Raw genomic sequence first — 25,201 nt, forward strand, 5'->3', positions numbered from 1 at the left:
TGCTCGACACCAGTATGGCCCGATGGGGGAGCGCCGCGTTTAGGGCATCGGCATGCGGCTAGCATCTCGTTACGTGGCGAAGGTAACGGATCTTGTCAAACGCGTGCTCGTGGGGCGCGCCCTGCGAAGCGGGCAGCTCCACGAGCAACTCCTGCCCAAACGCATCGCCCTGCCCGTCTTCGCCAGTGACGCGCTGTCCTCTGTGGCCTACGCCCCGCAGGAGATTTTGGTCATCCTGTCGCTGGCGGGCGTCTCGTTCTATTCCTACAGTCCCTGGATCGCCGTCGCCGTCGTGGTGGTGATGCTCACCGTCGTGGCGTCGTACCGGCAGAACGTGCACGCCTACCCCAGCGGCGGCGGCGACTACGAGGTCGCCACCACCAACCTCGGCAAGAACGCCGGGCTCACCGTCGCCAGCGCCCTCATGGTCGACTACGTGCTGACCGTGGCGGTGTCGGTGGCCAACGGCGTCGACTACGTCGGCGCGACGATCCCGTTCGTGGCCGACCACCGGCCCGCGATCGCCATCATCATCGTGATCCTGCTCACCGTGGTCAACCTGCGCGGCATCCGCGAGTCCGGCGCCGCCTTCGCCATCCCCACGTACGCGTTCATGTTCGCGGTGATCGGCCTGGTCGCCTGGGGCGGCATCCGGCTGCTGGTGTTCGGCGACGAGCTGCGGGCGCCCAGCGCCGGGTTCACCATCCGGCCCGAGCAGGCCAACCTGGCCTCCTTCGCCGCGGCCTTCCTGATCCTGCGCGCCTTCTCCTCCGGCTGCGCCGCGCTGACCGGCGTCGAGGCCATCAGCAACGGCGTGCCCGCCTTCCGCAAGCCCAAGAGCAAGAACGCCGCCACGACGCTGCTCATGATGGGCCTGATCGCCATCACCATGTTCGGCGGCATCATCGCGCTCGGTCTGGCCTCCGGCGTGCGGGTGGCCGAGCCGAGCGTCGTCGCCCACGACCTGCTCAGGCCCGACGGCACCCCGGTCGGCGAGGGCTACTACCAGCAGCCGATCATCTCCCAGGTGGCCGACGCGGTGTTCGGCGGCGGCTCGCTGCCGTTCGTGGTGATCTCCGCGGTGACCGCGCTCATCCTGTTCCTGGCCGCGAACACCGCCTTCAACGGCTTCCCCGTGCTCGGCTCGATCCTCGCCCAGGACCGTTACCTGCCGCGCCAGCTGCACACCCGCGGCGACCGGCTGGCCTTCTCCAACGGCATCATCATCCTGGCGCTCGGCGCGTGCCTGCTGCTGTGGGGCTTCCAGGCCGACGTCAGCCGCCTGCTCAACCTCTACATCGTCGGCGTGTTCGTCTCCTTCACGCTCAGCCAGATCGGCATGGTCATCCACTGGACCCGTCATCTGAGGACCGAGACCGACCGCCAGGTCCGCCACCAGATGCACCGCTCCCGCGTGATCAACTTCTTCGGCGCCATCATGACCGGCCTGGTGCTGATCGTCGTGCTGCTGACCAAGTTCCTGGTCGGGGCGTGGATCGTGGTCATCGCGATGCCGGTGCTGTTCCTCATGATGAAGGGCATCCGCCGCCACTACGACAAGGTCGCGGCCGAGCTGGAGATCACCGACGACTACGAGCCCGCCATGCTGCCGGCCCGCAACCACGCGATCGTGCTCGTCTCCAAGATCCACAAGCCGACCATGCGCGCGCTCGCCTACGCCCGCGCCACCCGTCCCTCCTCGCTGGAGGCGATCACCGTGGGCGTCGAGGGCGAGGAGGCGCGCCAGCTCCAGGAGGAGTGGGAGCGGCGCGGCATCCCGGTGCCGCTCAAGATGCTCGACTCGCCCTACCGCGAGATCACCCAGCCCATCCTCGACTACGTCAAGACCCTGCGCCGCCGCTCACCGCGCGACGTGGTCACCGTCTTCATCCCCGAGTACGTCGTCGGCCACTGGTGGGAGCACCTGCTGCACAACCAGAGCGCGTTGCGGCTGAAGGCCAGGCTGCTGTTCAAGCCGGGCGTCATGGTGACCAGCGTGCCCTGGCAGCTGCACTCCTCCGACCGGCTCAAGGGCCGGCCCGAGCCGTACGCGCCGGGCGCGGTGCGCCGTCCCTGGCACCAGACCGTCAAGGACGAGGGGCAGATCAAGGCGCGCTGACCAGCGTCCGCAGCCGCCACGTGTCGGACGCCGTCCAGCCCCGCGGCGCGGCGACGGCGGCCCACCCGTCCACGATGTTGGCGCCGTAGCGGTGGCCGTGGCCGGGCGGCACGGACATCGCCGCCGTCATGTCCACCAGCACCTGCCAGAACGTCACCAGCGGGAACCAGTTCATCTGCGGGTTCACCCCGGGCCCCCGCTCGCCCTCCAGCCAGGCGGGCCGGTGGTAGATGAGCGTGGGCGACCACCACACGACGGGGTCGGTGGCGTTCTGCAGGTAGACCACGCGGGGAAGCGGCCACGGGCCCTTGGGGCGTGCCAGGTCGGCCGGGTGCTGGGCGAAGCGGGCCGTCCTGCCGTCCTGGTAGACGGGCCGCCAGACGGGGGTGCCGGGGTCGCGGAGGGTGGTCAGGTGGTGCCAGATGGGGTTGGCGTTCGGCGGGCCGACGAACAGCGCGCCGTCGGTCCGCGTGACCAGGTCGGTCAGGTCGCGGAAGGAGTTCTCCAGCTCGTAGGAGCCCAGGCTCTCGCCGGCGACCAGCAGCCGGGGCCGGTGGGCGGGCGGGAGCCGGTCCCACCTGGCGCGCACCGCCTCGAACAGGGCCCGTCCCGCGGCCGCCGCCTTGTGCCTGTCGGCCAGGAACGACACCCAGCTCGGCAGGTAGGAGTACTGGAGCGCGACCATGGCGGTGTCGCCGTTGTACATGAACTCCAGCGAGTCGGCGATGTGCTGGTCCACCCAGCCGGTGCCGGTGGTGCCGAGCACCGCGAGCACCGGACGGCCGAAGCCGCCCGTCCGCTCCAGCTCCCGTACGGCCACCGCGGCCTGCTCCTGGGGCGAGGTGGTGGCGTCGAGCCCGACGTACACGCGGATGGGCTCGGCCGCCGGACGGCCGGAGAAGGCGGCCAGTTCGGCGGCCGTGGAGGCGGTGCCGGTGAAGCGGCGGCCCTCGCGGCCCAGGGAGTCCCAGGTCACCAGCGATCCGGGCCCGCCGGACACCTTGGCCGAGCCGGGCTTGCGCACGCCCGGATGGGTGCCCTCGTTGGCGACCGAGGAGACGTCGCTCATCGTGTTGAGGAAGCCCGAGAACAGCACGTCGTCGGCGAACACCGCGACCACGGAGGCGACGATCAGCACGCCGACGACGTGGCCCACGTAGGCGGGGACGTACCGGTCGAGCCAGTCGATCAGCTTGCGGCCGGCCAGGCGTACGAGGCGGGACAGCAGCAGGAACAGGGCGAAGAGCGTGACCGCCACCGCCAGGATCACCGGCGGGAACCACGTGATCCGGGTGTCCATGCCCATGAGCGCCCGCACGTCGCGCTGCCAGTCGATGCTGTACCACAACGCCACGACCGTCAGCCCGGCACAACCACCGATCATGATCTGCCAGGCGGCCCGCCGCCCCCGCTCGGGCAGCCGGTACGGGATCACCGCCCGCCCCAGCGCGCCCGCGGTGGCCCCCACCCCGTAGCCGAGGATGCCGGTGACCGCGCCCATCACGCCCTGGAACAGCCACGTCCGCGGCAGCAGCGACGGCGTCAGCGAGGCGCAGGCGAACAGCACGGCCAGCAGCGTGCCCCCGAATCCGAGCCGCCGGCGCACCACCCGACCTCTGTCCATCATCACCCACAGTAGTGACTCAAGTCCGAAAAGTGGTCGTCCGGGTCGCGAGGCGGGGCACGAGGACGCCGCCCGTGGCGGCTCACCATAGGGTGGGGGTGTGGAACAGGCATCTCTGGAGCTGACGGTCGGTCCGGTCGCGCATGGCGGCTGGTGTGTGGCGCGCCATGAAGGGCGGGTGGTCTTCGTCCGGCACGCGTTGCCCGGCGAGCGGGTGATCGCCGACGTGACCGAGGAGACGAGCCGCTTCCTGCGCGCCGACGCCGTGGAGATCCTGGAGCCCTCGCCCGACCGCGTCGTCCCGCCCTGCCAGTACGCCGGCCCCGGCCGCTGCGGCGGCTGCGACTGGCAGCACGCCACGCTCGAGGCGCAGCGCCGGCTCAAGGCCCAGGTCGTGGCCGAGCAGCTGCGCCGGCTGGCGGGCATCGAGCGCGAGGTCGTCGTGGAGGAGGTGCCCGGCGCCAAGGACGGGCTCGGCTGGCGCACCCGCGTGCAGTTCGCCGCCACGCCCTCCGGCGAGCTGGGCTTCCGCCGGCACCGCTCGCACGACATCGAGGTCGTCGACGCCTGCCTGATCGCCCACCCCGAGGTCGAGGCGGTCGCGGCCGAGGACCACGACTGGCCGGGCGCGGCGGGCATCGAGGTCATCGCCTCCGCCGGCGGCGACCGTGCCGTGGTGGTCTCGCCGCGCCCGCGGCGCAGCGTGAGCGTGCCCGACCTCGACGCGTCCGCCTCGATCCTGCTCGACCAGGGCAAGGGCCGCACGGTGCCGCGCCGCGGCTCCGGCGTGCTCCACGAGCACGTGGGCGACCGCGAGTTCCGGGTGGCCGGCAGCGGCTTCTGGCAGGTCCACCCGGGGGCGGCCGAGACGCTGCTCGACGCGGTGCTGGCCTACGCCGCGCCCGAGCCGGGGGAGTGGGCGCTCGACCTCTACTGCGGGGTCGGCCTGTTCGCCGCCGGGCTGGCCGAGGCGGTCGGGCCGGAGGGCGCGGTGTTCGGGCTGGAGTCCGACGCGGCGGCCGTCCGCGACGCCCGTGCCAACCTGCGTGACCTGCCGCAGGCCAGGGTCGAGCGCGGCCGGGTCGAGGAGGCGCTCGACCGGTTCCAGATCGAGCGCGCCGACCTCGTGGTGGTCGACCCGCCGCGGTCGGGCCTCGGGCGCGAGGTGGTGGAGCGCGTCGCGGGGCTGGAGGCGCTGCGCATCGTCTACGTCTCCTGCGATCCCGCGACGCTGGCAAGAGACCTCAAGTGGCTGGGCGAGCTGGGCTACGAGCTGACCGACCTGCGCGCCTTCGACGCCTTCCCGATGACCCACCACGTCGAGTGCGTGGCGCTGCTGGTCGCCCCGCGGCGTTGACGGCCGCCGACCGGCCAAGGCGTGACCTCATCGTGACGGTTTGCCGGAACCCCGGGCGGGTGAAGCTGTCTATCGTGCATCCATGGTCGCCTCCGGAGGCACGGGTCGCTCAGGATCGGACGGGCCGCCGATGACACCGCTCACGGTGAGTCATCGGCACCTGCCCGGCGTGATCGTGATCGAGGTGCGCGGTGAGGTCGACGCCACCAACCACACCCGATTACGGGAACACGTCCGGCAGGCCAGGGCGCGCCCGGCCGACCACGTGGTGTTCGACCTGAGCGCGATGACGTTCATGGACAGCGCGGGGCTGCACGCCCTGCTCGCCTGCCACCAGGAGGCGCTCGGGCACGACGCGCGGGTCTACCTCGCCGCCCCGCAGGGCGCTCCGGCCCGGCTGCTGGAGATCACCGGGGTCGACGCGCACCTGCCGGTCTATCCCACGGCCGACGCCGCCGTGGCCGCCGCCGTCATGGCCGGTCCGCCCCCCTGAGTCTTTGGTCGCGTCCGCCGAGACCAAGGACGGACGCGCCGCGCGGGGCGGCGTCCCTAGCGTCGGGGCATGACGCAAACCACCCTCGCCGGGCGCGTGCGGGAGATCGACGCCGTACGCGGGTTCGCGCTGGCGGGCATCCTGGTCGCGAACATCGGCTTCCTGGCCGACCCCGGGTACGCGCTGTCGGGCGCCATGCCCATCCCCGACGGGCCCGTGGCCCTGGCCGTCACCGCCTTCGTGCTGACGAAGTTCTACATCATCTTCTCGTTCCTGTTCGGGTACTCCTTCACGCTGCAGATGCGGGCGGCCGAGCGGGCCGGGGCGAGCGTACGGGCCAGGACGCTGCGCCGGTGCCTGGCCCTGTTCGTCATCGGCGTGGCCCACGGCCTGCTGCTGTGGATCGGCGACATCCTCACCCTGTACGCCGCCCTCGGCGTGGTCCTGCTGGCCCTGCGCGGACTCAGGCCCGGGACGGCCGTCATCGCCGGCTCCTCGATCATCGGCGCGCTGACCCTGTTCTGGCTGGCGCTCGCCTGGCTGTCGACCCTCGACCCGGCCTCGGGGCAGCCCGTACCGGCCGATCCGGCCGAGGCGGCCCGCGTGCTGGGCCTGGCGACCGGCGGCCCGCTGGACTTCCTGACGATGCAGACCGAGCTGTACCCGCCGCTGGTGGGCCTGATCTGGCTCTTCCAGGGGCCGACCGCGCTGGCCATGTTCCTGTTCGGGCTCGCGGCCGGCAAGTCCAGGTTGCTGGAGGACCTCGGGCGCTGGTCCCACCTGCTGCCCCGCGTCCAGTGGGCGGGCTTCGGCGTCGGCCTGCCCGGCGGCCTCCTGTACGCCTGGACGTCGGGTCAGAACGGCGCGGTCGAGCTGGTCGGCAACGCGGTCAACACGCTCACCTCGATCCTGCTGGCCGCCGCGTACGTCGCCACCCTGCTCCGGGTGATCGGCCGGTTCCCGGCGGCGGGCCGCGTCCTGGCCGCGCCGGGACGGGTGGCCGCCTCCAACTACGTCGGCCAGTCCCTGCTCATCGCCCTGGTCTTCACCGGGTACGGCCTCGCGCTCGCGGGCAGGCTGTCGCCGATCGCGGTGATGGGCGTCGCCCTGGCGATCTACACCGTGCTCGTGTGGGCCAGCGGGCGCTGGCTGCGCACCCATCGCTACGGCCCGGTGGAGTACGCGCTGCGCCGGGTCACCCACTGGCGCTGAGCTCAGAGCCAGCCCATGCGCTGGGCGGTGCGGATCGCCTCCAGCCGGTTCTGGGCGTTGAGCTTGGTCATGGCGCTGGACAGGTAGTTGCGCACGGTGCCCTCGGTGAGATGGAGCTCGGCGGCGATCCTGGAGATCGTCGCCCCGTCGCCCGCCAGGCGCAGCGCGTCGCGCTCCCGCTCGGTCAGCGGGCTGTCGCCGGCCGCCATCGCGGCGGCGGCCAGCTCGGCGTCCAGGTAGCGGCCGCCGGCCATCACCTTGCGGATCGCCATCGCCAGTTCCTCGGCGGAGGCGTCCTTGCCCAGGAAGCCGCTCACGCCGGCGGCCATCGCCCTGCGCAGGTAGCCGGGGCGGCCCAGGCTGGTCAGGATGACGATCTTGCACTGCGCGCTGATCCGCTCGGCGGCGCTCAGGCCGTCCATGCCGGGCATCTCGATGTCCAGCACGGCCACGTCGGGGCGGTGCTCGGCGACCGCGTCCACGACCTCGTCGCCCCGGCCCACCTGCGCCACGACCTCGATGCCGTCCTCCAGGTCGAGCAGGGCGGCGATCGCGCCGCGGATCAGGTGCTCGTCGTCGGCGAGCAGCACGCGGGTGGTCATGCCGGCACCGCCGCGCGCAGCAGGTAGCCGCCGTCGGCCGTCGGCTCGGCCCGCAGCACGCCGCCCGCCGCGCCGACCCGCTGGGCCAGGCCCGCCAGCCCGTTGGCCGCGTGCTCGCCCACCGGGCAGCTCACCCCGTCGTTGGACATCTCCAGAACCCCGTTCTCGATCGTGATCGTGCAGCGTTCGGCCTTGCTGTGCTTGAGCACGTTGGTGGCGCCCTCGCGGACGACGGTGGCGAGCAGGGTACGCGCCTCCGGGGCCAGCGCCGTGGTGTCGGCCCGTACCGTGCAGCGGACCTCGGCGGCCTCCAGCACCGCCCGGACGCTGGACAGCACCTCGTCCAGGTCGAGCGCCCGGTAGTTCTGCACCACGGCCCGCACCTCGCGCAGCGACCGCCTGGCCAGGTCGCGCACCTCGAACATGGCCCGTTCGGCGGCGGCCGGGTCGCCGGGCAGCGACTCCGCGGCGCGGGCGGTCCTGGCCGAGACGTCGGCCAGGCTCTGCCCGAGCAGGTCGTTGAGGTCGCGGGCGAAGCGCAGCCGCTCCTCCGAGACCGCCAGCCTGGACCTGGCCTCCTGCCCTTCGTGCGCCTCCTTGGCCACCCGCCACAACCACAGGTTCGCCAGCACGCCGCCCACGCCGAGCCCGCTGAACACGGTCAGGACCACGACCGCCGCCAACATCTCCACGGGCAGGCCCATGGTCAGCGCGAGGACGAGGACGAGGACGGCGATCCAGCCGACCGACAACGACACGATCGTCCGCCGACGGACGAAGGGGGCGAGCATCGCCAGCCACACCGGCACGGTGTACAGGATCGTGCCGGCCGCGAGGACCAGCGCGAGCACCCCGGCGACGGCCAGCAGCGCCGTCGGACGGGGGCCGCCGCGCACGGCGATCCGGAACGGCCGCGTGGCCAGCGCCATGAAGACCAGCAGCAGCACGCCGGCGGCCACGAACACCTGCCAGGGCAGATCGACGCTCTGCCCGAGGACGTACAGGTTGTAGAAGCCGGTCGCGGACACCAGCAGGATGATGTCGGTGGAGTAGACGATCAGCCAGCGGACCTTGTCCAGCCGGGTCGGCCGCCTCACGCGGGCACCGCCGCGCGCAGCAGGAACTCGCCGGTGGGCGTCGGGGCGGCCGAGAGCGAGCCGCCCGCCGTGGTCAGGCGCTCCGACAGGCCGTGCAGGCCGCTGCCCGGGGCCGCGGAGAGGTCTTTGACGCCGTCGTTGCGCATCTCCAGCACGCCGCCCTCGATCGTGATCGCGCAGGTGGTGGCCGAGCTGTGCTTGAGCACGTTCGTGCCGCCCTCGCGCACGACCCACGCCAACAGCGCGCGCCCGGCGGGGGACAGGTCGCCGACCCTGGTCTCGATCAGGCAGCGGGCGCCGGCCGCCTCCAGCGCGGCCCGTACGCCGGCCAGCTCGGTGTCCAGGTCGAGCGTGTGGTAGCCGTCCACGGCCAGTTGCACCTCGGCCAGCGAGCTGCGGGCCAGCCGGCGCACCTCGTCCATCTCGGCGAGGGCCCTGGCCTGGTCCTTGGCCGACAACTTGGCCGCCAGCTCGCTCTTCAGCGTGATCACCGACAGGCTGCGGCCGAGCAGGTCGTGCAGGTCGCGGGCGAAGCGCAGACGCTCCTCGGCGATGGCCAGGCGCGCCTTGGCCTCCTGGCCGTCGTTGGCGTCCCTGATCGTCCACCAGAGCCAGCGCCACAGCAGCATGGCCGCGACCATGAGCGCGCAACTGGCCGCCTCGGGGATCAGCGTGCCGGCCCAGGACCGGCCGGTGATCAGCACGACGTACGCGCTGACCAGGAAGGCCACGGCGGCGCCCAGGCAGGCCGTGGCCCACAGTGGCAGGTAGAACGCGACCACCGACACCCACAGGACGCCGGTCTCCAGCCAGGTGGCCGTGCTCGCCATCTCGTCGTGCGGCAGCAGCAGCACCGAGCCGGCCGCGCACGCCCCGGACAGCAGCAGCTTCGCCGTGGGCCGCGGCCGGTCGTCGAAGGCGGCCCGCAGGATGGAGGGGAACAGCGTGAACTGGCCCGCCAGGAAGGCGATCGCGAGCAGCGCCCGCGGGACGCTCATCAGGCCGCGCGTGGTGTAGATGAGGACGAGGCTCACGAACACCAGGCCGAGGAGGGTGACCATGGCGTCCATCCAGTAGATGAGGATCTTGCGCGCGTTCTCCGGCCGGCTCGCCATCGTTTCCCTCACCCCCTGGATTTGTGCAAAATCCTATGTCAGGAGTGGGTACGCCAGAGAATGCGGGAAACGTCCGCCTTGGGAGATGTGCCGCGCAGCGACAACCAGGCCAGCCCGTGCCGGACGGCGTAGTCCGACAACTTGCGGGCCTCCGGCTCGTCCAGATCGCCGGACCCGGCGAGCACCGGGGTCAGGGCCAGCCGCTCCCACACCTGCTCCTCGTCCGGCAGCGCGTAGGCCCGCGCGAGCTGCCCGGCCGCCGCCCGCACCGCCGATCCCAGCCTGCGCAGCCGCCCCTCCGGCCCGTCGCGCGGCTCCATCTCGGCCAGCAGCTCGATCGTGTCCACCCGGGCGCCCTCCCGCCGGGTCGCGCGCAGCATCGCCAGGTCGGCCGCGCCGAGCCCGTCCGGCTTCAGGCGCAGGGTGAAGCACACCCGCAGCGGCCGTTCGCCCTGCACGGCGCGCAGCGCCCGAGCCCTGCGCAGCACGGCGTCCGTGTCGGCGGCGTCGCGGATCTCGAAGCCCGCCGCGGCGGCCCCGAACGCGCCGACCGCCCTGCGGTAGGCGGTGGCCAGGCCGCCCGGCCTGGTGCACGTGACGGCCGGGTCGTGCCCGTCGGGCCCGCCGAACACCGGGAAGGCGTCGCCGCCCGCCGCCCTCAGCCGCCCGAGCCCGGCGGCCACCGGGTCGCCGCCGGGCCGCGGCGGCCCGGCCCACCGGACCAGACAACCGTCGCCGCCCGCGACGAGATGGCCGAGCGCGTACCGCAGGACGCCTGTGCCGCGCGACTCGGCGGCCAGGTCGAACCCCGGCTCGCGGGCGGTGTCGACGAACCCCACGAACGAGCGCCGCGGCTCCTGCGCGGCCACCGGCGGCCTCGGCGGCGCGAAGTGGGCGGGGGCGGCGGCGGACGGCGGCGCGGGGCCGGCGCCCGCGGGCAGCATCCGGATCGCCAGGCCCGTGGCGCCGGCCAGCGCGAGCGCGGCCAGCACCGCCAGCGGGCGGGGGAGCGTGCCGGACTCTCTTGCCTTCCGCGACATATGCCACCCATCGTGATTGATCGGCTACTTTCAGCGGTTGATGGTGAAGGTAGCAAGCCTGCGCCGGACGGCGGGGGGCTTTTCCGGTCGCCGTCCGATGTGGGCGGATAATGAGCCTCATGAAGCTGCGGATCTTCACCGAGCCCCAGCAGGGCGCCACCTATGACGACCTGCTCGCCGTCGCCCAGGCCGCGGAACGCCTGGGGTTCGACGCCTTCTTCCGGTCCGACCACTACCAGCGCATCGGCCCCGGAGACCCCGGCGCCGGCTCGACCGACGCCTGGGTGACGCTCGGCGCCCTGGCCAGGGAGACGTCCACGATCAGGCTCGGCACGCTGGTGACGCCGGCCACGTTCCGGCTGCCCGGCCCGCTGGCGATCAGCGTGGCCCAGGTCGACCAGATGAGCGGCGGCCGGGTCGAGCTGGGCTTCGGCACCGGCTGGTTCGACGGTGAGCACTCCGCGTACGGCATCCCGTTCCCGCCGCTCGGCGAGCGGTTCGGCCGCTTCGAGGAGCAACTGGAGATCGTCACCGGCCTGTGGACGGCGAAGGACTCCTACTCCTTCGAGGGCCGCTACTACCGGCTGGTCGACTCGCCGGCGCTGCCCAAGCCGGTCCAGCGGCCCCGGCCGCCGCTGATCATCGGCGGCTTCGGCGCCAAGCGCACGCCCCGGCTGGCCGCCGCGTACGCCGACGAGTACAACGTGCCGTTCCGTACCCTGGCCGACACCGGGCAGGCGTTCGCGCGGGTGCGGGAGGCGGCCGCCGCGGCGGGCCGCGGCCTGATCCTGTCGGCGGCGCAGACCGTCGTCGTCGGCGCCGACCAGGCCGAGATCGAGCGGCGCGCCGCCGCCATCGGCCAGGACCCCGGCCTGCTGCGCGAGGGCGGCCTGTGCGGCACCCCCGACGAGGTCGTGGCCAAGCTCGGCGCGTTCGCCAAGCTCGGGGCCGAGCGGGTCTACCTCCAGGTCCTCGATCTGGCCGACCTCGAACACCTGGAGCTCATCGCCGCCGAGGTGCTGCCGCACGTGTAATTCCGTTGGCGGTGCTTCGTCCGGCTACGGCACACTTGGCACGTGCTGTTGACGATCACGACCACCGCCGAACCGGCCACCGACCTGGGCTTTCTCCTGCACAAACATCCTGAGCGCGTGCAGGAGTTCGGCCAGTCGTTCGGCACGGCCACGGTGTTCTATCCCGAAGCGGGCGAGCAGCGCTGCACGGCGGCCCTCCTGCTGGAGGTCGACCCGATCGCGCTGGTGCGGTCGCGGGGCCGGAACTCGCCCGACTTCAGCCTGTCGCAGTACGTCAACGACCGCCCGTACGCGGCCTCGTCGCTGCTGGCCGTCGCGCTCGCCGACGTCTTCCGCACCGCGCGGGCGGGCCGCTGCAAGGCCCGCCCCGAGCTGCCGGGCACCGCGCTGCCGCTGGAGATCCGGGTGCCCGCCCTGCCCTGCCGGGGCGGCCCCGAGCTGGCCCGGCGGCTGTTCGAGCCGCTGGGATGGACGGTGGAGGCGCAGCCGCTGCCGCTCGACGAGGGTTTCCCCGAGTGGGGCGAGTCCCGGTACGTGCGGCTCACCCTGCGCGGCACCGTGCTCCTGGCCGACGCGCTCAACCACCTCTACGTGCTGCTGCCCGTGCTCGACGACGGCAAGCACTACTGGATCGCGTCCGACGAGATCGACAAGCTCGTCAAGGCGGGGGCGGGCTGGCTCGGCGCGCATCCGGAGCGCGGCCTGATCACCCGGCGCTACTTCGGGCGGCGCTGGACGCTGGCCCGCACCGCGCTGGCCAGGCTGGCCGAGCTGGGCGACGAGACCGAGGAGGAGCTGGAGCCGGCGCTCGCCGAGGAGGCCCCCGCCGGGGAGACCGCGGCCGACGAGGCCGCCGTCGCCGAAGCCGCCACCGAAGCCGTCGCCGAAGCCGCCACCGAAGCCGCCACCGAAGCCGCCGCCGAAGCCGCCGAAGGCGCCACGGAAGCCGCCGCCCAGGGCGACGTCCCGGAAGGCGGGCCTGAGGGAGAGGGCGCGGCGCGGAAGGCGCGGCCGCTCAACACGCTGCGGCGCGAGGCCGTGCTGCGCAGGCTCGAAGAGCTCGGCGCGACGAGCGTGATCGACCTGGGCTGCGGGCAGGGCGAGCTGGTCGCCGCGCTGCTGGCCAGGCCCAGGTTCGCGCGCGTCGCCGGCATGGACGTCTCCTCCATGGCGCTCACCATCGCCGCCCGCAAGCTGCGCCTGGACCGCATGCCCGACAGCAGGCGGGCCCGGCTCACGCTGTTCCAGGGCGCGCTCACCTACGCCGACAAGCGGCTGGCCGGCTACGACGCCGCCGTGCTCATGGAGGTCGTCGAGCACGTCGACCCGCCGCGCCTGGCCGCGCTCGAACGTGTCGTGTTCGGCCGCGCCCGGCCGGGGCACGTGCTCGTCACCACCCCCAACATCGAGCACAACGTGCGTTACGCGTTCCTGACCGGCCTGCGCCACCCCGACCACCGCTTCGAGTGGACCCGGGCCGAGTTCGCCGCCTGGGCCGCCCGGGTGGCCGCCCAGTACGGCTACCACGTCGCCGTCGAACCCGTCGGCGAGGACGACCCCGAGGTCGGCCCGCCCACCCAGATGGGAGTCTTCACCCGTGATCAGCGTTCCTGAGCTGTCCCTCGTGGTGCTCGTCGGCGTCTCCGGCAGCGGCAAGTCCACCTTCGCGCGCCGCCACTTCAAGCCCACGCAGGTCATCTCCTCCGACTTCTGCCGCGGCCTGGTGTCCGACGACGAGAACGACCAGGCCGCCACGCCCGCGGCGTTCGACCTGCTGCACCACATCGTCGGCGTCCGCCTGTCCAGGGGGCTGTTCACCGTCGTGGACGCCACCAACGTCCAGTACCCGGCCCGCAAGAGCCTCATCGAGCTGGCCAGGAAGCACGACGTGCTGGCCGACGCCGTCGTGCTGGACACGCCCGAGGACGTCGCGATCGAGCGCAACGCCGCGCGCCCCGACCGCGACTTCGGCCCCGGCGTCGTGATCCGCCAGCGCAAGGAGCTGCGCCGCTCGCTGTCCAAGATCTCCGCCGACGGCTTCCGGCGGGTGCACGTGCTGCGCGGCCTGGAGGAGATCGACAACGCCGAGATCACATACGAGAAGGCGTGGTCGGACCGGACCGAGCTGACCGGCCCGTTCGACGTCATCGGCGACGTGCACGGCTGCCGCTCGGAGCTGGAGACGCTGCTGCGGAAGCTGGGCTGGCAGGGCCTCGCGCACCCCGAGGGCCGCACCGCCGTGTTCGTCGGCGACCTGGTCGACCGCGGGCCCGACACGCCGGGCGTGCTGCGCCTGGTCATGGACATGGTCGAGGCGGGCACCGCGATCTGCGTGGCCGGCAACCACGAGCAGAAGCTCGTGCGCGCGCTGAACGGCCGCAAGGTGACGGTCGCCCACGGCCTGCGCGAGTCGCTGGACCAGCTCGCCGCCGAACCGCCCGACTTCGCCGAGCGGGCCAGGACGTTCATGGACGGCCTGCTCAGCCACTACCGCCTGGACGGCGGCCGGCTCGTCGTCGCGCACGCCGGGCTGAAGGAGTCCTACCACGGCCGCGCCTCCAAGCGCGTACGCGCCTTCGCCCTGTACGGCGACACCACCGGCGAGACCGACGAGTACGGCCTCCCGGTCCGCTACCCGTGGGCCGAGGAGTACCGCGGCCGGGCCATGGTCGTCTACGGCCACACGCCCACGGTCACCCCCGAGTGGGTCAACAACACGATCTGCCTGGACACCGGCTGCGTCTTCGGCGGCCACCTGACCGCGCTGCGCTACCCCGAGCGGGAGATCGTCCAGGTCCCGGCCGAGCAGGTCTGGTACGAGCCGGTCAAGCCGCTCGCCGGGACCGCCCGCGAGCCCGGCATGCTCGACGTCGGCGACGTGATCGGCACCCGGCACGTCGAGACCCGCTTCGGCGGCCGGGTCAAGGTGCTGGAGGAGAACGCGGCCGCCGCGCTGGAGGTCATGAGCCGGTTCGCCGTCGACCCGAGCTGGCTGGTCTACCTGCCGCCGACCATGGCGCCGCCGGAGACGTCCAGGCTCGACGGCTACCTGGAGCACCCGCACGAGGCGTTCGAGGAGTTCGCCGCGGCGGGGGTGAGCGAGGTCGTGTGCGAGGAGAAGCACATGGGCTCGCGGGCCGTCGCCGTGCTGGCCAGGACGCCCGAGGTCGCCGCGGCCCGGTTCGGCGTGGCCGACGGCAGCGCCGGAGTCGTCTGCACGCGTACCGGGCGGCCGTTCTTCCGGGACATGACGCCGCTGGTCGATGCGCTGCGCGCGGCCTGCGAGCCGCTGTGGGAGGAACTGCGCTCCGACTGGGTGGTGCTCGACTGCGAGCTGCTGCCCTGGTCGGCCAAGGCGGGCGAGCTGATCAGGTCGCAGTACGCCTCCGTCGGCGCCGCCGCGCGGGCCGCGCTGCCCGAGGCGGTCACGGCTCTGGAAGCGGCGGCCGGACGCGGGCTGGATGTGGGCGGGTTGCTGACCCGCACCCGACGCCGCTCCGTCAACGCTGCCCTGTTCCGCGACGCTTATGCACGGTACTGCTGGCCGGTCGACGGGCTCGACGGGATCAGGCTGGCGCCGTTCCAGATCCTGGCCTGCGAGGGGCGGGCCACGGCGCTGGAGCCGCACGCCTGGCACCTGTCCACGCTGGCGCTGCTCGACTCGCCGCTGATCGCCCCGACCAGGAACGTGACCGTCACGCTCGATTCGCCGGAGTCCAGGGCCGAGGCCACCGCGTGGTGGGAGTCGCTGACCGCCGCCGGGGGAGAGGGCATGGTCGTCAAGCCCGCCGCGTACGTGCCCGGCCGGGTGCAGCCCGGCGTGAAGGTGCGCGGCCGGGAGTACCTGCGGATCATCTACGGGCCCGACTACACCGAGTCCCTCGACGTGCTGCGCCGGCGCTTCCTCGGCAAGAAGCGCTCCCTGGCGCTGCGCGAGTACGCCCTCGGCCTGGAGGCGCTGTCGCGCCTGGCGGACGGCGAGGCGGGCTGGCGGGTGCACGAGCCGGTCTTCGCGGTGCTCGCCCTGGAGTCCGAGCCGGTGGACCCGCGCCTGTGACCCCGGCCCTGTGACCCCGGCCCTGTGAAGGACCCGGCCCTGTGAAGGAGACGAGATGACCGCCGACCGCCACCGTCCGGGCTACGTCCGGCGCAGGCTCGGCCGCGCGCTGCTGCGGTACGTCCTGGCGCTGGTGGCGGCGGCCGTCGTGATCGCCGTCTTCTGGCTGACCCGCTCCTGATGGCCGGTTTGTTCCAAGGTTGGGTAAGCGCCGCGCTACACAGGTGATCTCCGGGTAGGTCCCCGATCACGGGGAGGGGACCTGTATGGCAACTCGGTACACCCATCAGGAGCATCTGGGCCACGTCGTCTTCATCACCGCGGCGGCGGCCATCGGCGGGTTCCTGTTCGGATACGACAGCTCGGTCATCAACGGCGCGGTCACCGGCATCCAGCGGCACTTCCAGGTGGGCGCGGTCCAGATCGGCTTCGTCGTGGCCATCGCGCTGCTCGGGTCCGCACTCGGGGCCTGGATCGGGGGCGGGCTGGCCGACCGGTGGGGGCGTACCCGGTCGATGCAGGTGGCCGCGGGGCTGTTCACCGTCAGCTCGATCGGGCAGATGTTGCCGTTCGCGATCTGGGACCTGGCGTTGTGGCGCGTCATCGCGGGCTTCGCGATCGGCATGGCCTCGGTGCTCGGGCCGGCCTACATCGCCGAGGTCGCGCCGCCCGCCTACCGGGGGCGGCTGGGCTCGTTCCAGCAGCTCGCCATCGTGCTCGGCATCGCGGTCTCGCAGCTCGTCAACTACCTGATCGCCGAGCTCGCCGGCGGCGACGTCAACAACCACCTGTGGGGGCTGCAGGCGTGGCAGTGGATGCTGGGCGCCTGCGCCGTCCCGGCCCTGCTGTACCTGCTGTTCGCCTCCACCATCCCCGAGTCGCCCCGCTACCTGATCATGTCGGGGCGGTCGAGGAAGGCCCGCGAGGTGCTGGCCGAGGTCGAGGGCGACGACGTGGACCTCGACGCCCGGATCTCCGAGATCCAGCACGTGCTGCGGACCGAGCGGGTGCCGGGGCTGAAGGACCTGCGCGGGAGCGCGCTCGGGTTGCTGCCGATCGTCTGGATCGGCATCATCCTGTCGGCGTTCCAGCAGCTCGTCGGCATCAACGTGATCTTCTACTACTCGTCCGTGTTGTGGCAGTCGGTGGGCATCAACCAGAGCGACTCGCTGCTGATCAGCTTCTCCAGCTCGATCATCAACATCATCGGCACGTTCATCGCCATCGCGCTGGTCGACCGCATCGGGCGCAGGCCGCTGCTGCTGATCGGCTCGGCCGGCATGACGGTCGCGCTGGGCACCGCGGCCTGGGCGTTCAGCGCCTCCCGCGAGGTGGGCGGCGTCGTCTCGCTGCCGACCCCGCAGGGGCCGATCGCGCTCGTCGCGGCCAACGTGTTCGTGCTGTTCTTCGCCCTGTCGTGGGGCGTGGTGGTCTGGGTGCTGCTCGGCGAGATGTTCCCCAACCGCATCCGCGCCGCCGCCCTCGGCATCGCCGCCGCCGCGCAGTGGATCGCCAACTGGCTGATCACGGTCTCGTTCCCGGCGCTGTCGCAGTGGAACCTGCCGCTCACCTACACCATGTACGCCCTGTTCGCCCTGCTGTCCTTCCTCTTCGTCACCAAATGGGTCAAGGAGACCAAGGGCCGCAAGCTCGAAGAAATGGGCTGACCACGCCGCGGAGTGGGCTAACCTCCGGCACGTGCTTGTCGACGTGCTCGGTCCCCGCCTGAACGTGCTCCTCTGCGGCATCAACCCCGGCCTCATGTCCGAGGCCACCGGCCACCACTTCGCCCGGCCGGGCAACAGGTTCTGGCCCGCGCTGCACCTGTCCGGCTTCACGCCGCGCCTGCTGGCCCCCGCCGAGCAGCACCTGCTCCCCTCGTACGGGCTGGGCATCACGAACATCGTCCCCCGGGCCAGCGCCAAGGCGTCGGAGCTGACCAGGGACGAGCTGGTGGCGGGCGGCCGGGAACTGGCGGAAAGAGTGGCGGAGCTGGGGCCGGAGGTGCTGGCCGTCCTGGGCGTCTCGGCGTACCGGACGGCCTTCGCACGGCCCAAGGCGGTCATCGGCCCCCAGCCCGAGCGGGTCGGCGAGGCCCGCGTGTGGGTGCTGCCGAACCCGAGCGGACTCAACGCCCACTGGACCGTGGCCACGATCGCCGGGGAGATGGCCCGCCTGCGGGCCTCGCTGGACCGGCCGCACTCCGGATAGGCCCGTCCCCACCCAGCACGTGGAGGACACGGCCGACCGGCATCCGGCGCGCCGGCCCGCCAACGTCCCGCTCCGGACGGCCTTCATGACCACGCCCGGCAGATGGCACGTGGGGTCAGGAAGGCCGGCGACGGCGACGTCCTGCTGACCCGGGTCTGATGCAGCGGGTGCCCCGCGCGGCCGGGCGGGGCACCCGTGGGGACTACTTGGCCGCGAAGTCCTGCGTCCAGTAGATGCGGCCCTGGGCGTTCTTGGCGGCGCCCACGCCGATCACCGTGTACCGGCAGTTCATGATGTTGGCCCGGTGGCCCGAGCTGTTCATCCAGGAGTTCATCACGGAGGCCGGGGTGCTCTGGCCGTAGGCGATGTTCTCGGCGAAGGCGGTCCCGCCGGTGAAGCCGGCCGCCCTGATGCGGTCCATGAAGCTGCGGCCGTCCTTCGAGGTGTGGTCGAAGTAGTCCTTGGCGGCCATGTCGGAGGAGTGGCCGAACGCCGCGGCGCGCAGTTGCGCGTCGTGCTTGAGCGGCTTGCAGTCGCCCTTGGCGCGCTCGGCGTTGACCAGGCGCAGGACCTCGTTCTCCTCGGCGGTGCCCACCGCGCCGGCGGGGCCGGACGGCTTCGGCGCCGGGGTGGCGGAAGTCGTCGGAGTGGGCTTCGGGGTGCCCGGGGCCGTCGGGGTCGGGCTCGGCGTGCCGGCCGGGGCGCAGGACAGCTTGACCGCCCTGGACGTCGCGCCGCGGCCCCGGTGGTCGGTGGCGACCGCGTAGTAGACGCCGGGCGCGCAGGGGAGGGTGAGCGCGAGGCTGTCCGACCTGGTGGAGCCGCTCTTGACGACGGGGTCGGGGCCCGGGACGGCGCGCTTGAGCCGGACGCGCAGCAGCGCGTCCGTGCGGCAGCCCTGGCGGGCGGCGGAGGAGACGATCTGTGCGGTGTCGGTGACGCGAGGCGTGGCCACGGTGACCCGGCAGCGGCCGGCGGCCTCGCTGCCGGCCGTGGCGGCTTCGGCCGTGCTCATCGGCGTACCGAGTGCCGCCAGGCTCACCAGGCCGGCGAGTACCCCTAGGGGTCTGCGCATTGGGGGCTTCCTCCAGTTGCGATGGACGCTGGATCGCACCGCATTCTGGTAGGGCCGCAACCCCCGTGTCACGATATTTACGAAATTTCCCTGAGGTCCGAGTAAACCAAAGTGTCCAGAGACGCGTCGTGGCCCGTTCCATCCGCCGCCGCGCTCAGACCCGGAACTCCTCGGTCCGGTGGGCGTACGGGGGCACCGCGGCCCGCGTCTCGTCGGTGATCGACGGCGGCGGCAGCGGCACGATCTCCCGCCGGTGGAAGTCGCGGACGTCCTCGCCCTCGGCGAACAGCTCCTGGACCGCCCGCAGGCAGGGGCCGATCACGCCGGGATCGGTGATGCGCCGTCCGCCGCGTCCGCCGCCGTACTCGTCGTAGAGGACCTCGTACATCAGCTCGGGAGAGAAGATCACCAGCTCGGGCAGCGGTTCGAGGGCGGCCACGCGCGCCGCCGGCACCACCCGGCAGGGGGAGCCCGCCCTGGCCCGCATGTCCAGCAGGTGCATCTCCCACTGCAGGTACGGGCTGACCGGGAACTCCACCACGCGCACCCGCCGGACCGGCATCCGGTGGCGGAAGTATCCGGCCACCAGCGGCGCCATCTGTTCGGCCAGGGCGAGGGAGCCGGTCCAGTCGCCGTCCATCATGGCCCGCCAGCTCGCCACGTCCGGCTCGTAGAAACACTGGGCGCGTTCCAGCTTCCACAACGGGACGTCGCAGCCCTCGTGGTCGCGGTCGAAGGCCGCCAGGTAGCCGGGCGCGTCCAGGACGAGTGCGTCGGCGCCGCCCACGGCGGCGAACGGATTCGTGACGGCCACCACGGAACCCGGCTCTGCCATACGACGCCCCTTCGCTCGGTGAGACCCGACCAGATCATGAAATGTCACTTGACCCGGGTCAAGACCCAACATCACAAAGGGGCGTGAAGGTCACCCGCGGTAGTGAAAGCGGCGGTGCACCAGGTTGGCCACGGTGGCCACCAGGAAGACCGCCAGCAGGATCTTGAAGAAGCCGATTCCGAACACCATCCCCAGCACCCCGAAGACGATCAGGAAGGGAAGGAACGGCCCGGGACCGCGGTGGCCGTGCCGGTTACGGCGGGAATGGTCGTGCCAGGGGCGGCCGGCCTGCGAGTGGCGCATGGCCTGCATCTGGTGGCGGTGTGCCCTCATCGCCTCTCGCCAGGCGTCCCGGTCGAACTGGGGGACCTGCTGGGGTGGGGCGTAGGCGGGGGACGAACCGGGCAGGTCGGCCGTCACCTGGGACAGGTCGCGGACCGTCTTGGAGGCCAGCGCCCGGTCGAGCCGCTCGTCGAGCTCCTCGTGGGTCAGGCGGCCCTGGGCGAAGTGCTCGCGCAGGGCCGCCATCGTCTGCTCGCGCTCGGCGTCGCCGATGCGGAGATCGTTGTGGTCCATGTCTGGTTCCTCGCTCTCCCCGAACCGGCCTGTCGCTGCGGAGCCGGTCACCTGGTTACTCCTCGCCCGGTTCGCCGTCGGCCAGGATCTGGTAGAGCTTGCGCCGGGTCTCAACCAGAGTCTTACGCGCTTCGCGGATTTGTGCGTCGTTTCCGGTCTGAAGAACCTGCATCATGGCGAATGCCGACTGTCGGGCGATGTGCCAGAGATCAGCGGTGTTGTCGTCGATGTCCGGACGCATCTCGTCCCAGGGGGCGCGGACCTCGTCGGGGTGCGCGTCGATGTAGGCGCGGCCCTCGTCGGTGAGCCGGAAGGTCTTGCGGCCCTCGTTCTCCTCCGAGATCACCAGGCCCTCGTCGGTGAGCTGCTGCAACGCCGGGTAGACGGCGCCGGGGCTGGGCTTCCAGCCGCCCTCGCTGCGCTCGGCGATCTCCTGGATGATCTGGTAGCCGTTGCGCGGCTCCTCCGACAGCAGGGCCAGGATCGCGGCGCGGACGTCGCCCCGCTTGGCCTTACGGCCCCGGCCGCCCCCCCACCCGTGGTGCCCGCCCCAGGGCCCGCCCGGACCGAAGGGGCCGCCGCGCCCGAAGTCGAACGGGAACGGTCCGCCGGGACCGCCGCGCCGGCCCCGCTGCCTGTGCTCGTCGTGACCGCCGCCGCCCCGGCGATGGTGGTGATGGCCGCCCATCTGCTCGAAGGCGTCGGCCATGGCCCTCAGCTTCTCGCGCGCCGCGCGCAGGTTCTCCCGCGGGCCGAACCACTGCTCGCCCGCCGCATGTGCGTAACTCATGTTCTTTCTCCTTGTATCGCGATCTGTTCTCGATGCGTCAAAGATATATCGCTACTGTGTCGTTGACAAGGCACGGCCGAGAGTGAGACAGATCACGAAAAAGTTGCGGAATCGGGGAACAGTATTGGGATGCCCGCCGTTGAACAGAGCAGACGAGGTCGTTCCGCGTCGGCAGGGCTGGGGGGTGCTGTCGCCGCGGAGACGACCTCGTCTGCGTTTCCAGGAGGTTTGGGCCGGACCGTTCCACCGTCAGGACAACCTGGCGGCGGGGCTCGCCGCGTAAAGCGGCTCTTTGCAATACAGTCCCGATCATGATGGGGCACACGCACGCGATGACCGGGGCGATCGCCTGGCTGGCGCTGGCGCCGCCGCTGGCCGCACTGCCACTGCTGAACGAGAGCTCCCGGTTCATCGAGACCGGCATCATGGCCGGCGCCCTCGGCCCGGCCGAGCTGATCGCCGGCGCCCTGGTCTGCGCGGGCGCGGCCATGCTGCCCGACCTCGACCATCCCAGCGCGACCATCGCCCAGACGTTCGGGCCGGTCACCTGGATGCTCAGCAAGTTCGTGTCGTGGATCAGCGGCGGACACCGGGGCATGACGCACTCGCTGGCCTTCGCCGCGGCGCTCGGGTTCGGCGTCCACTGGCTGGCGAACACCTATCCGATCGCCCGCGACATCGTGGTGGTGCTGCTCGTCGGGCTGGCCCTGCGGGCCATCGGCATCGGCATCCCGGGGAACAAGGCCGGGTCGGTGATGGTCAACATCGGCCTGACGGCCGGGCTCTACGCCGTCTTCCTGTCGCTGCAGGTCGGGTACGCCTGGCTCGGGCTGGCCGTGGGCGTCGGCTGCCTGATCCACGTGGTGGGCGACTGCATGACCGAACGGGGATGCCCGGTGCTCTGGCCGCTCGGCGCCAAGTTCGTGCTGCCGTGGAAGATCGGCATCAAGACCGGCAAGAAGTTCGAGCAGAAGATCCTCGCGCCGATCCTCTCCGTCGCCATCATCGGCCTGCTCTTCTGGCGGCTGGCCCCGCTTTAACTTGATGTCGAGATACCGTAGTAATATCTTGACGTCGAGACATCCGCCGCGAGCCCCGCAGGTTAGGTTCACCTAACGTACGTGTCGTTCCGTGGGTGCGGCAGGATTCAAGTGAGCAATTGTCTGATGGAGGAGGCGAATCACCGTGTCCGCGAACAGCTTCGGCAGCCGTGACACGCTACGCGTCGGAGACGCGGCGTACGAGATTTTCCGGCTTGACGCCGTCGAGGGCGCCGCACGCCTCCCGTACAGCCTGAAGATCTTGCTGGAGAACCTCCTCCGCACCGAGGACGGCGCCAACATCACCGCCGACCACATCCGGGCGCTCGGCGGCTGGGACCCGAACGCGACGCCCAGCGTGGAGATCCAGTTCACCCCGGCCCGCGTCATCATGCAGGACTTCACCGGCGTGCCCTGCGTGGTCGACCTGGCCACCATGCGCGAGGCCGTGCGCGACCTGGGCGGCGACGCCTCCAGGATCAACCCGCTCGCGCCCGCCGAGATGGTCATCGACCACTCCGTCATCGTCGACTACTTCGGCCGCCCCGACGCCTTCCAGCGCAACGTCGAGCGCGAGTACGAGCGCAACCGCGAGCGCTACCAGTTCCTGCGCTGGGGCCAGACGGCCTTCGACGAGTTCAAGGTCGTGCCGCCCGGCACCGGCATCGTCCACCAGGTCAACATCGAGCACCTGGCCCGCGTGGTCATGATCCGCGACGGCAAGGCCTACCCCGACACCTGCGTCGGCACCGACTCCCACACCACGATGGAGAACGGCATCGGCGTTCTCGGCTGGGGCGTCGGCGGCATCGAGGCCGAGGCCGCGATGCTCGGCCAGCCGATCTCCATGCTGATCCCGCGCGTGGTCGGCTTCAAGCTCAGCGGCAAGCTGCCCGCCGGCGCCACCGCCACCGACCTGGTCCTGACGATCACCGAGATCCTGCGCAAGCACGGCGTGGTCGGCAAGTTCGTCGAGTTCTACGGCGAGGGCGTCTCCTCCGTGCCGCTGGCCGACCGGGCCACGATCGGCAACATGAGCCCCGAGTTCGGCTCCACCTGCGCCATCTTCCCGATCGACGGCCAGACCGTCGACTACCTGCGCCTGACCGGCCGCTCCGAGGAGCAGATCGCGCTGGTCGAGGCGTACGCCAAGGCCCAGGGCCTCTGGCTCGACCCGCAGGGCCCCGAGCCGGTCTTCTCCGAGTACATCGAGCTCGACCTCAGCACGGTCGTCCCGTCCATCGCCGGCCCGAAGCGCCCCCAGGACCGCATCGAGCTGTCGGCGGCCAAGGACGCCTGGCGCCGCGACGTCCAGAACTACGTGGCCGACAGCATCGACGAGGAGGGCGAGGAGTCCTTCCCGGCCTCCGACGCGCCCGCCTCCAACGCCCGCGCCGACGGCGGCCGGCCGCACAAGCCGGTCCCGGTCACGCTGGCCGACGGCACGTCGTTCGAGATCGACCACGGCATCGTGTCGATCGCCGCGATCACCTCGTGCACCAACACCTCCAACCCGTACGTCATGATCGGCGCCGCGCTGCTGGCCCGCAACGCCGTCGAGAAGGGCCTGACCCGCAAGCCGTGGGTCAAGACCTCGCTGGCCCCGGGTTCGCAGGTCGTCACCGGCTACTTCGAGCGCTCCGGGCTGCAGCCGTACCTCGACAAGATCGGCTTCAACCTGGTCGGCTACGGCTGCACCACCTGCATCGGCAACTCGGGCCCGCTGCCCACGGAGATCTCCGACGCCATCCAGGCCAACGACCTCGCGGTCACCGCGGTCCTGTCCGGCAACCGGAACTTCGAGGGCCGCATCAACCCCGACGTCAAGATGAACTACCTGGCCTCGCCGCCGCTCGTGGTGGCCTACGCGCTGGCCGGCACGATGGACATCGACCTCGACAACCAGCCGCTCGGGCTCGGCTCCGACGGGCAGCCGGTGTTCCTCAGGGACGTCTGGCCCGCGCCGGAGGAGATCGCGGCCGTGGTCCACTCCTCGATCGGCCGTGACATGTTCGAGCGCGACTACGCCGACGTGTTCAAGGGCGACGACCACTGGCGCTCGCTGCCGATCCCGACCGGCGACACCTTCGAGTGGGACCCGTCCTCCACCTATGTGCGCAAGGCCCCCTACTTCGAGGGCATGCCGGAGAATCCGGAGCCGGTGACCGACATCCCGGGCGCCCGCGTGCTGGTCAAGGTCGGCGACTCGGTCACCACCGACCACATCTCGCCGGCCGGTTCGATCAAGGTCGGCACCCCCGCCGCCCAGTACCTCCAGGCCAACGGCGTCGAGGTCAGAGACTTCAACTCCTACGGCTCGCGGCGCGGCAACCACGAGGTGATGATCCGCGGCACGTTCGCCAACATCCGCCTGCGCAACCAGATCGCGCCGGGCACCGAGGGCGGCTACACCCGCGACTTCACCCAGGCCGACGGCCCGGTGTCGTTCATCTACGACGCCTCGGTCAACTACGCCGAGGCCGGCACACCGCTGGTGGTGCTGGCGGGCAAGGAGTACGGCTCGGGCTCCTCTCGCGACTGGGCGGCCAAGGGCACCGCGCTGCTCGGCGTGCGCGCCGTGATCGCCGAGTCCTACGAGCGCATCCACCGCTCCAACCTGATCGGCATGGGCGTGCTCCCACTGCAGTTCCCCGAGGGGGCCACGGCGGACTCGCTCGGGCTGACCGGCGAGGAGACGTTCGACATCACCGGCGTCGAGGCGCTCAACGGCGGCGGCATCCCGTCCACCGTGCACGTCAAGGCCGGTGACGTGGAGTTCGACGCGGTCGTCCGCATCGACACGCCCGGCGAGGCCGACTACTACCGGCACGGCGGCATCATGCAGTACGTCCTGCGCTCGCTGCTGGCCAAGTAGGACTTCCCGCGCCCGCGCCCGGTCAAGAGCCGGACGCGGGGCCGGGGAC

21 protein-coding genes are annotated in these 25,201 nt (G+C 71.9%); 12 read left to right on the top strand and 9 right to left on the bottom strand.

Features of this window, described 5'->3' with window-relative positions:
- Window positions 1-73: 73 nt before the first annotated feature.
- Window positions 74-2,119: an APC family permease gene (locus ACIHAD_RS07095; RefSeq protein ID WP_397353432.1), complete on the top strand. Its 2,046-nt coding sequence runs from the start codon at window positions 74-76 to the stop codon at window positions 2,117-2,119.
- On the opposite strand, the gene ACIHAD_RS07100 is transcribed toward ACIHAD_RS07095, so the two are convergent.
- On the bottom strand, window positions 2,106-3,746 hold the full coding sequence (locus ACIHAD_RS07100) for an alpha/beta hydrolase (protein ID WP_397353433.1): 1,641 nt from the start codon (window positions 3,744-3,746) through the stop codon (window positions 2,106-2,108). The genes ACIHAD_RS07095 and ACIHAD_RS07100 overlap by 14 nt on opposite strands.
- Window positions 3,747-3,843: 97 nt before the next feature.
- Here ACIHAD_RS07100 and ACIHAD_RS07105 point away from each other — a divergent pair, with 97 nt between their 5' ends.
- The 3 genes from ACIHAD_RS07105 (at window position 3,844) to ACIHAD_RS07115 (ending at window position 6,805) form a co-directional block, all read left to right on the top strand.
- On the top strand, window positions 3,844-5,100 hold the full coding sequence (locus tag ACIHAD_RS07105; protein ID WP_397353434.1) for a class I SAM-dependent RNA methyltransferase: 1,257 nt from the start codon (window positions 3,844-3,846) through the stop codon (window positions 5,098-5,100).
- A 130-nt stretch (window positions 5,101-5,230) separates the two neighbouring features.
- The gene (locus ACIHAD_RS07110; protein WP_397353435.1) at window positions 5,231-5,593 is read left to right on the top strand and encodes an STAS domain-containing protein; all 363 of its coding nucleotides are present in this window, start codon (window positions 5,231-5,233) and stop codon (window positions 5,591-5,593) included.
- A 69-nt stretch (window positions 5,594-5,662) separates the two neighbouring features.
- Window positions 5,663-6,805: a DUF418 domain-containing protein gene (locus ACIHAD_RS07115; protein WP_397353436.1), complete on the top strand. Its 1,143-nt coding sequence runs from the start codon at window positions 5,663-5,665 to the stop codon at window positions 6,803-6,805.
- Between the two features lie 2 nt (window positions 6,806-6,807).
- On the opposite strand, the gene ACIHAD_RS07120 is transcribed toward ACIHAD_RS07115, so the two are convergent.
- From ACIHAD_RS07120 to ACIHAD_RS07135, 4 genes are read right to left on the bottom strand one after another with little or no spacing between them, the layout of a single operon-like run.
- Window positions 6,808-7,407, bottom strand: coding sequence for a response regulator transcription factor (locus ACIHAD_RS07120; RefSeq protein WP_397353437.1), 600 nt, complete (start codon window positions 7,405-7,407; stop codon window positions 6,808-6,810).
- Window positions 7,404-8,504: a sensor histidine kinase gene (locus tag ACIHAD_RS07125; protein ID WP_397353438.1), complete on the bottom strand. Its 1,101-nt coding sequence runs from the start codon at window positions 8,502-8,504 to the stop codon at window positions 7,404-7,406. Before ACIHAD_RS07125 ends, ACIHAD_RS07120 begins: the two co-directional genes overlap by 4 nt.
- Window positions 8,501-9,631: a sensor histidine kinase gene (locus ACIHAD_RS07130; RefSeq protein ID WP_397353439.1), complete on the bottom strand. Its 1,131-nt coding sequence runs from the start codon at window positions 9,629-9,631 to the stop codon at window positions 8,501-8,503. The genes ACIHAD_RS07125 and ACIHAD_RS07130 overlap by 4 nt, the downstream gene beginning before the upstream one ends.
- A 26-nt stretch (window positions 9,632-9,657) precedes the next feature.
- Window positions 9,658-10,659 (bottom strand): hypothetical protein, encoded by a 1,002-nt coding sequence (locus ACIHAD_RS07135; RefSeq protein WP_397353440.1) that lies wholly within the window; start codon window positions 10,657-10,659, stop codon window positions 9,658-9,660.
- Window positions 10,660-10,778: 119 nt separating this feature from the next.
- Here ACIHAD_RS07135 and ACIHAD_RS07140 point away from each other — a divergent pair, with 119 nt between their 5' ends.
- From ACIHAD_RS07140 to mug, 6 genes are all read left to right on the top strand, one after another.
- Window positions 10,779-11,693, top strand: coding sequence for an LLM class F420-dependent oxidoreductase (locus ACIHAD_RS07140; RefSeq protein WP_397353441.1), 915 nt, complete (start codon window positions 10,779-10,781; stop codon window positions 11,691-11,693).
- A 42-nt stretch (window positions 11,694-11,735) separates the two neighbouring features.
- The gene (locus ACIHAD_RS07145) at window positions 11,736-13,307 is read left to right on the top strand and encodes a 3' terminal RNA ribose 2'-O-methyltransferase Hen1 (RefSeq protein ID WP_397353442.1); all 1,572 of its coding nucleotides are present in this window, start codon (window positions 11,736-11,738) and stop codon (window positions 13,305-13,307) included.
- Window positions 13,291-15,750, top strand: coding sequence for a polynucleotide kinase-phosphatase (locus ACIHAD_RS07150; protein ID WP_397353443.1), 2,460 nt, complete (start codon window positions 13,291-13,293; stop codon window positions 15,748-15,750). Before ACIHAD_RS07145 ends, ACIHAD_RS07150 begins: the two co-directional genes overlap by 17 nt.
- 55 nt (window positions 15,751-15,805) lie before the next feature.
- Window positions 15,806-15,931, top strand: a complete 126-nt coding sequence (locus tag ACIHAD_RS07155; RefSeq protein ID WP_397353444.1) for a hypothetical protein — start codon at window positions 15,806-15,808, stop codon at window positions 15,929-15,931.
- Between the two features lie 85 nt (window positions 15,932-16,016).
- On the top strand, window positions 16,017-17,417 hold the full coding sequence (locus ACIHAD_RS07160) for a sugar porter family MFS transporter (RefSeq protein ID WP_397353445.1): 1,401 nt from the start codon (window positions 16,017-16,019) through the stop codon (window positions 17,415-17,417).
- 31 nt (window positions 17,418-17,448) lie between these two features.
- Entirely contained in the window at window positions 17,449-17,961 is a 513-nt protein-coding gene (gene mug, locus ACIHAD_RS07165; protein ID WP_397353446.1) for a G/U mismatch-specific DNA glycosylase, read from the top strand.
- Window positions 17,962-18,163: 202 nt separating this feature from the next.
- Here mug and ACIHAD_RS07170 read toward each other — a convergent pair whose 3' ends face one another.
- From ACIHAD_RS07170 to ACIHAD_RS07185, 4 genes are all read right to left on the bottom strand, one after another.
- Window positions 18,164-19,036: a CAP domain-containing protein gene (locus ACIHAD_RS07170; RefSeq protein ID WP_397353447.1), complete on the bottom strand. Its 873-nt coding sequence runs from the start codon at window positions 19,034-19,036 to the stop codon at window positions 18,164-18,166.
- Between the two features lie 154 nt (window positions 19,037-19,190).
- Window positions 19,191-19,871, bottom strand: a complete 681-nt coding sequence (locus ACIHAD_RS07175) for a DUF6879 family protein (RefSeq protein WP_397353448.1) — start codon at window positions 19,869-19,871, stop codon at window positions 19,191-19,193.
- Window positions 19,872-19,961: 90 nt separating this feature from the next.
- Window positions 19,962-20,447 carry a DUF1707 domain-containing protein gene (locus ACIHAD_RS07180; RefSeq protein ID WP_397353449.1) on the bottom strand — a complete coding sequence of 162 codons (486 nt, stop codon included), beginning with the start codon at window positions 20,445-20,447 and terminating at the stop codon, window positions 19,962-19,964.
- 55 nt (window positions 20,448-20,502) lie between these two features.
- Complete coding sequence (locus tag ACIHAD_RS07185) at window positions 20,503-21,237, bottom strand: PadR family transcriptional regulator (protein WP_397353450.1); 735 nt, start codon at window positions 21,235-21,237, stop codon at window positions 20,503-20,505.
- Between the two features lie 311 nt (window positions 21,238-21,548).
- Here ACIHAD_RS07185 and ACIHAD_RS07190 point away from each other — a divergent pair, with 311 nt between their 5' ends.
- Together ACIHAD_RS07190 and acnA are read left to right on the top strand one after the other, a co-directional pair.
- Entirely contained in the window at window positions 21,549-22,277 is a 729-nt protein-coding gene (locus ACIHAD_RS07190; protein WP_397353451.1) for a metal-dependent hydrolase, read from the top strand.
- Between the two features lie 145 nt (window positions 22,278-22,422).
- On the top strand, window positions 22,423-25,152 hold the full coding sequence (acnA, locus tag ACIHAD_RS07195) for an aconitate hydratase AcnA (RefSeq protein WP_397353452.1): 2,730 nt from the start codon (window positions 22,423-22,425) through the stop codon (window positions 25,150-25,152).
- Window positions 25,153-25,201 lie beyond the last annotated feature (49 nt).

It is taken from the genome of Nonomuraea sp. NPDC052265 (genome assembly GCF_044547985.1).
Lineage (GTDB): Bacteria > Actinomycetota > Actinomycetes > Streptosporangiales > Streptosporangiaceae > Nonomuraea.

Coding starts and splice junctions, on each gene's coding strand:
- ACIHAD_RS07100 (WP_397353433.1), bottom strand. CDS start 3,746: ATGATGGACAGAGGTCGGGTGGTGCGCCGGCGGCTCGGATTCGGGGGC.
- ACIHAD_RS07110 (WP_397353435.1), top strand. CDS start 5,231: ATGACACCGCTCACGGTGAGTCATCGGCACCTGCCCGGCGTGATCGTG.
- ACIHAD_RS07115 (WP_397353436.1), top strand. CDS start 5,663: ATGACGCAAACCACCCTCGCCGGGCGCGTGCGGGAGATCGACGCCGTA.
- ACIHAD_RS07120 (WP_397353437.1), bottom strand. CDS start 7,407: ATGACCACCCGCGTGCTGCTCGCCGACGACGAGCACCTGATCCGCGGC.
- ACIHAD_RS07135 (WP_397353440.1), bottom strand. CDS start 10,659: ATGTCGCGGAAGGCAAGAGAGTCCGGCACGCTCCCCCGCCCGCTGGCG.
- ACIHAD_RS07140 (WP_397353441.1), top strand. CDS start 10,779: ATGAAGCTGCGGATCTTCACCGAGCCCCAGCAGGGCGCCACCTATGAC.
- ACIHAD_RS07155 (WP_397353444.1), top strand. CDS start 15,806: ATGACCGCCGACCGCCACCGTCCGGGCTACGTCCGGCGCAGGCTCGGC.
- ACIHAD_RS07160 (WP_397353445.1), top strand. CDS start 16,017: ATGGCAACTCGGTACACCCATCAGGAGCATCTGGGCCACGTCGTCTTC.
- ACIHAD_RS07170 (WP_397353447.1), bottom strand. CDS start 19,036: ATGCGCAGACCCCTAGGGGTACTCGCCGGCCTGGTGAGCCTGGCGGCA.
- ACIHAD_RS07175 (WP_397353448.1), bottom strand. CDS start 19,871: ATGGCAGAGCCGGGTTCCGTGGTGGCCGTCACGAATCCGTTCGCCGCC.
- ACIHAD_RS07180 (WP_397353449.1), bottom strand. CDS start 20,447: ATGGACCACAACGATCTCCGCATCGGCGACGCCGAGCGCGAGCAGACG.
- ACIHAD_RS07185 (WP_397353450.1), bottom strand. CDS start 21,237: ATGAGTTACGCACATGCGGCGGGCGAGCAGTGGTTCGGCCCGCGGGAG.
- ACIHAD_RS07190 (WP_397353451.1), top strand. CDS start 21,549: ATGATGGGGCACACGCACGCGATGACCGGGGCGATCGCCTGGCTGGCG.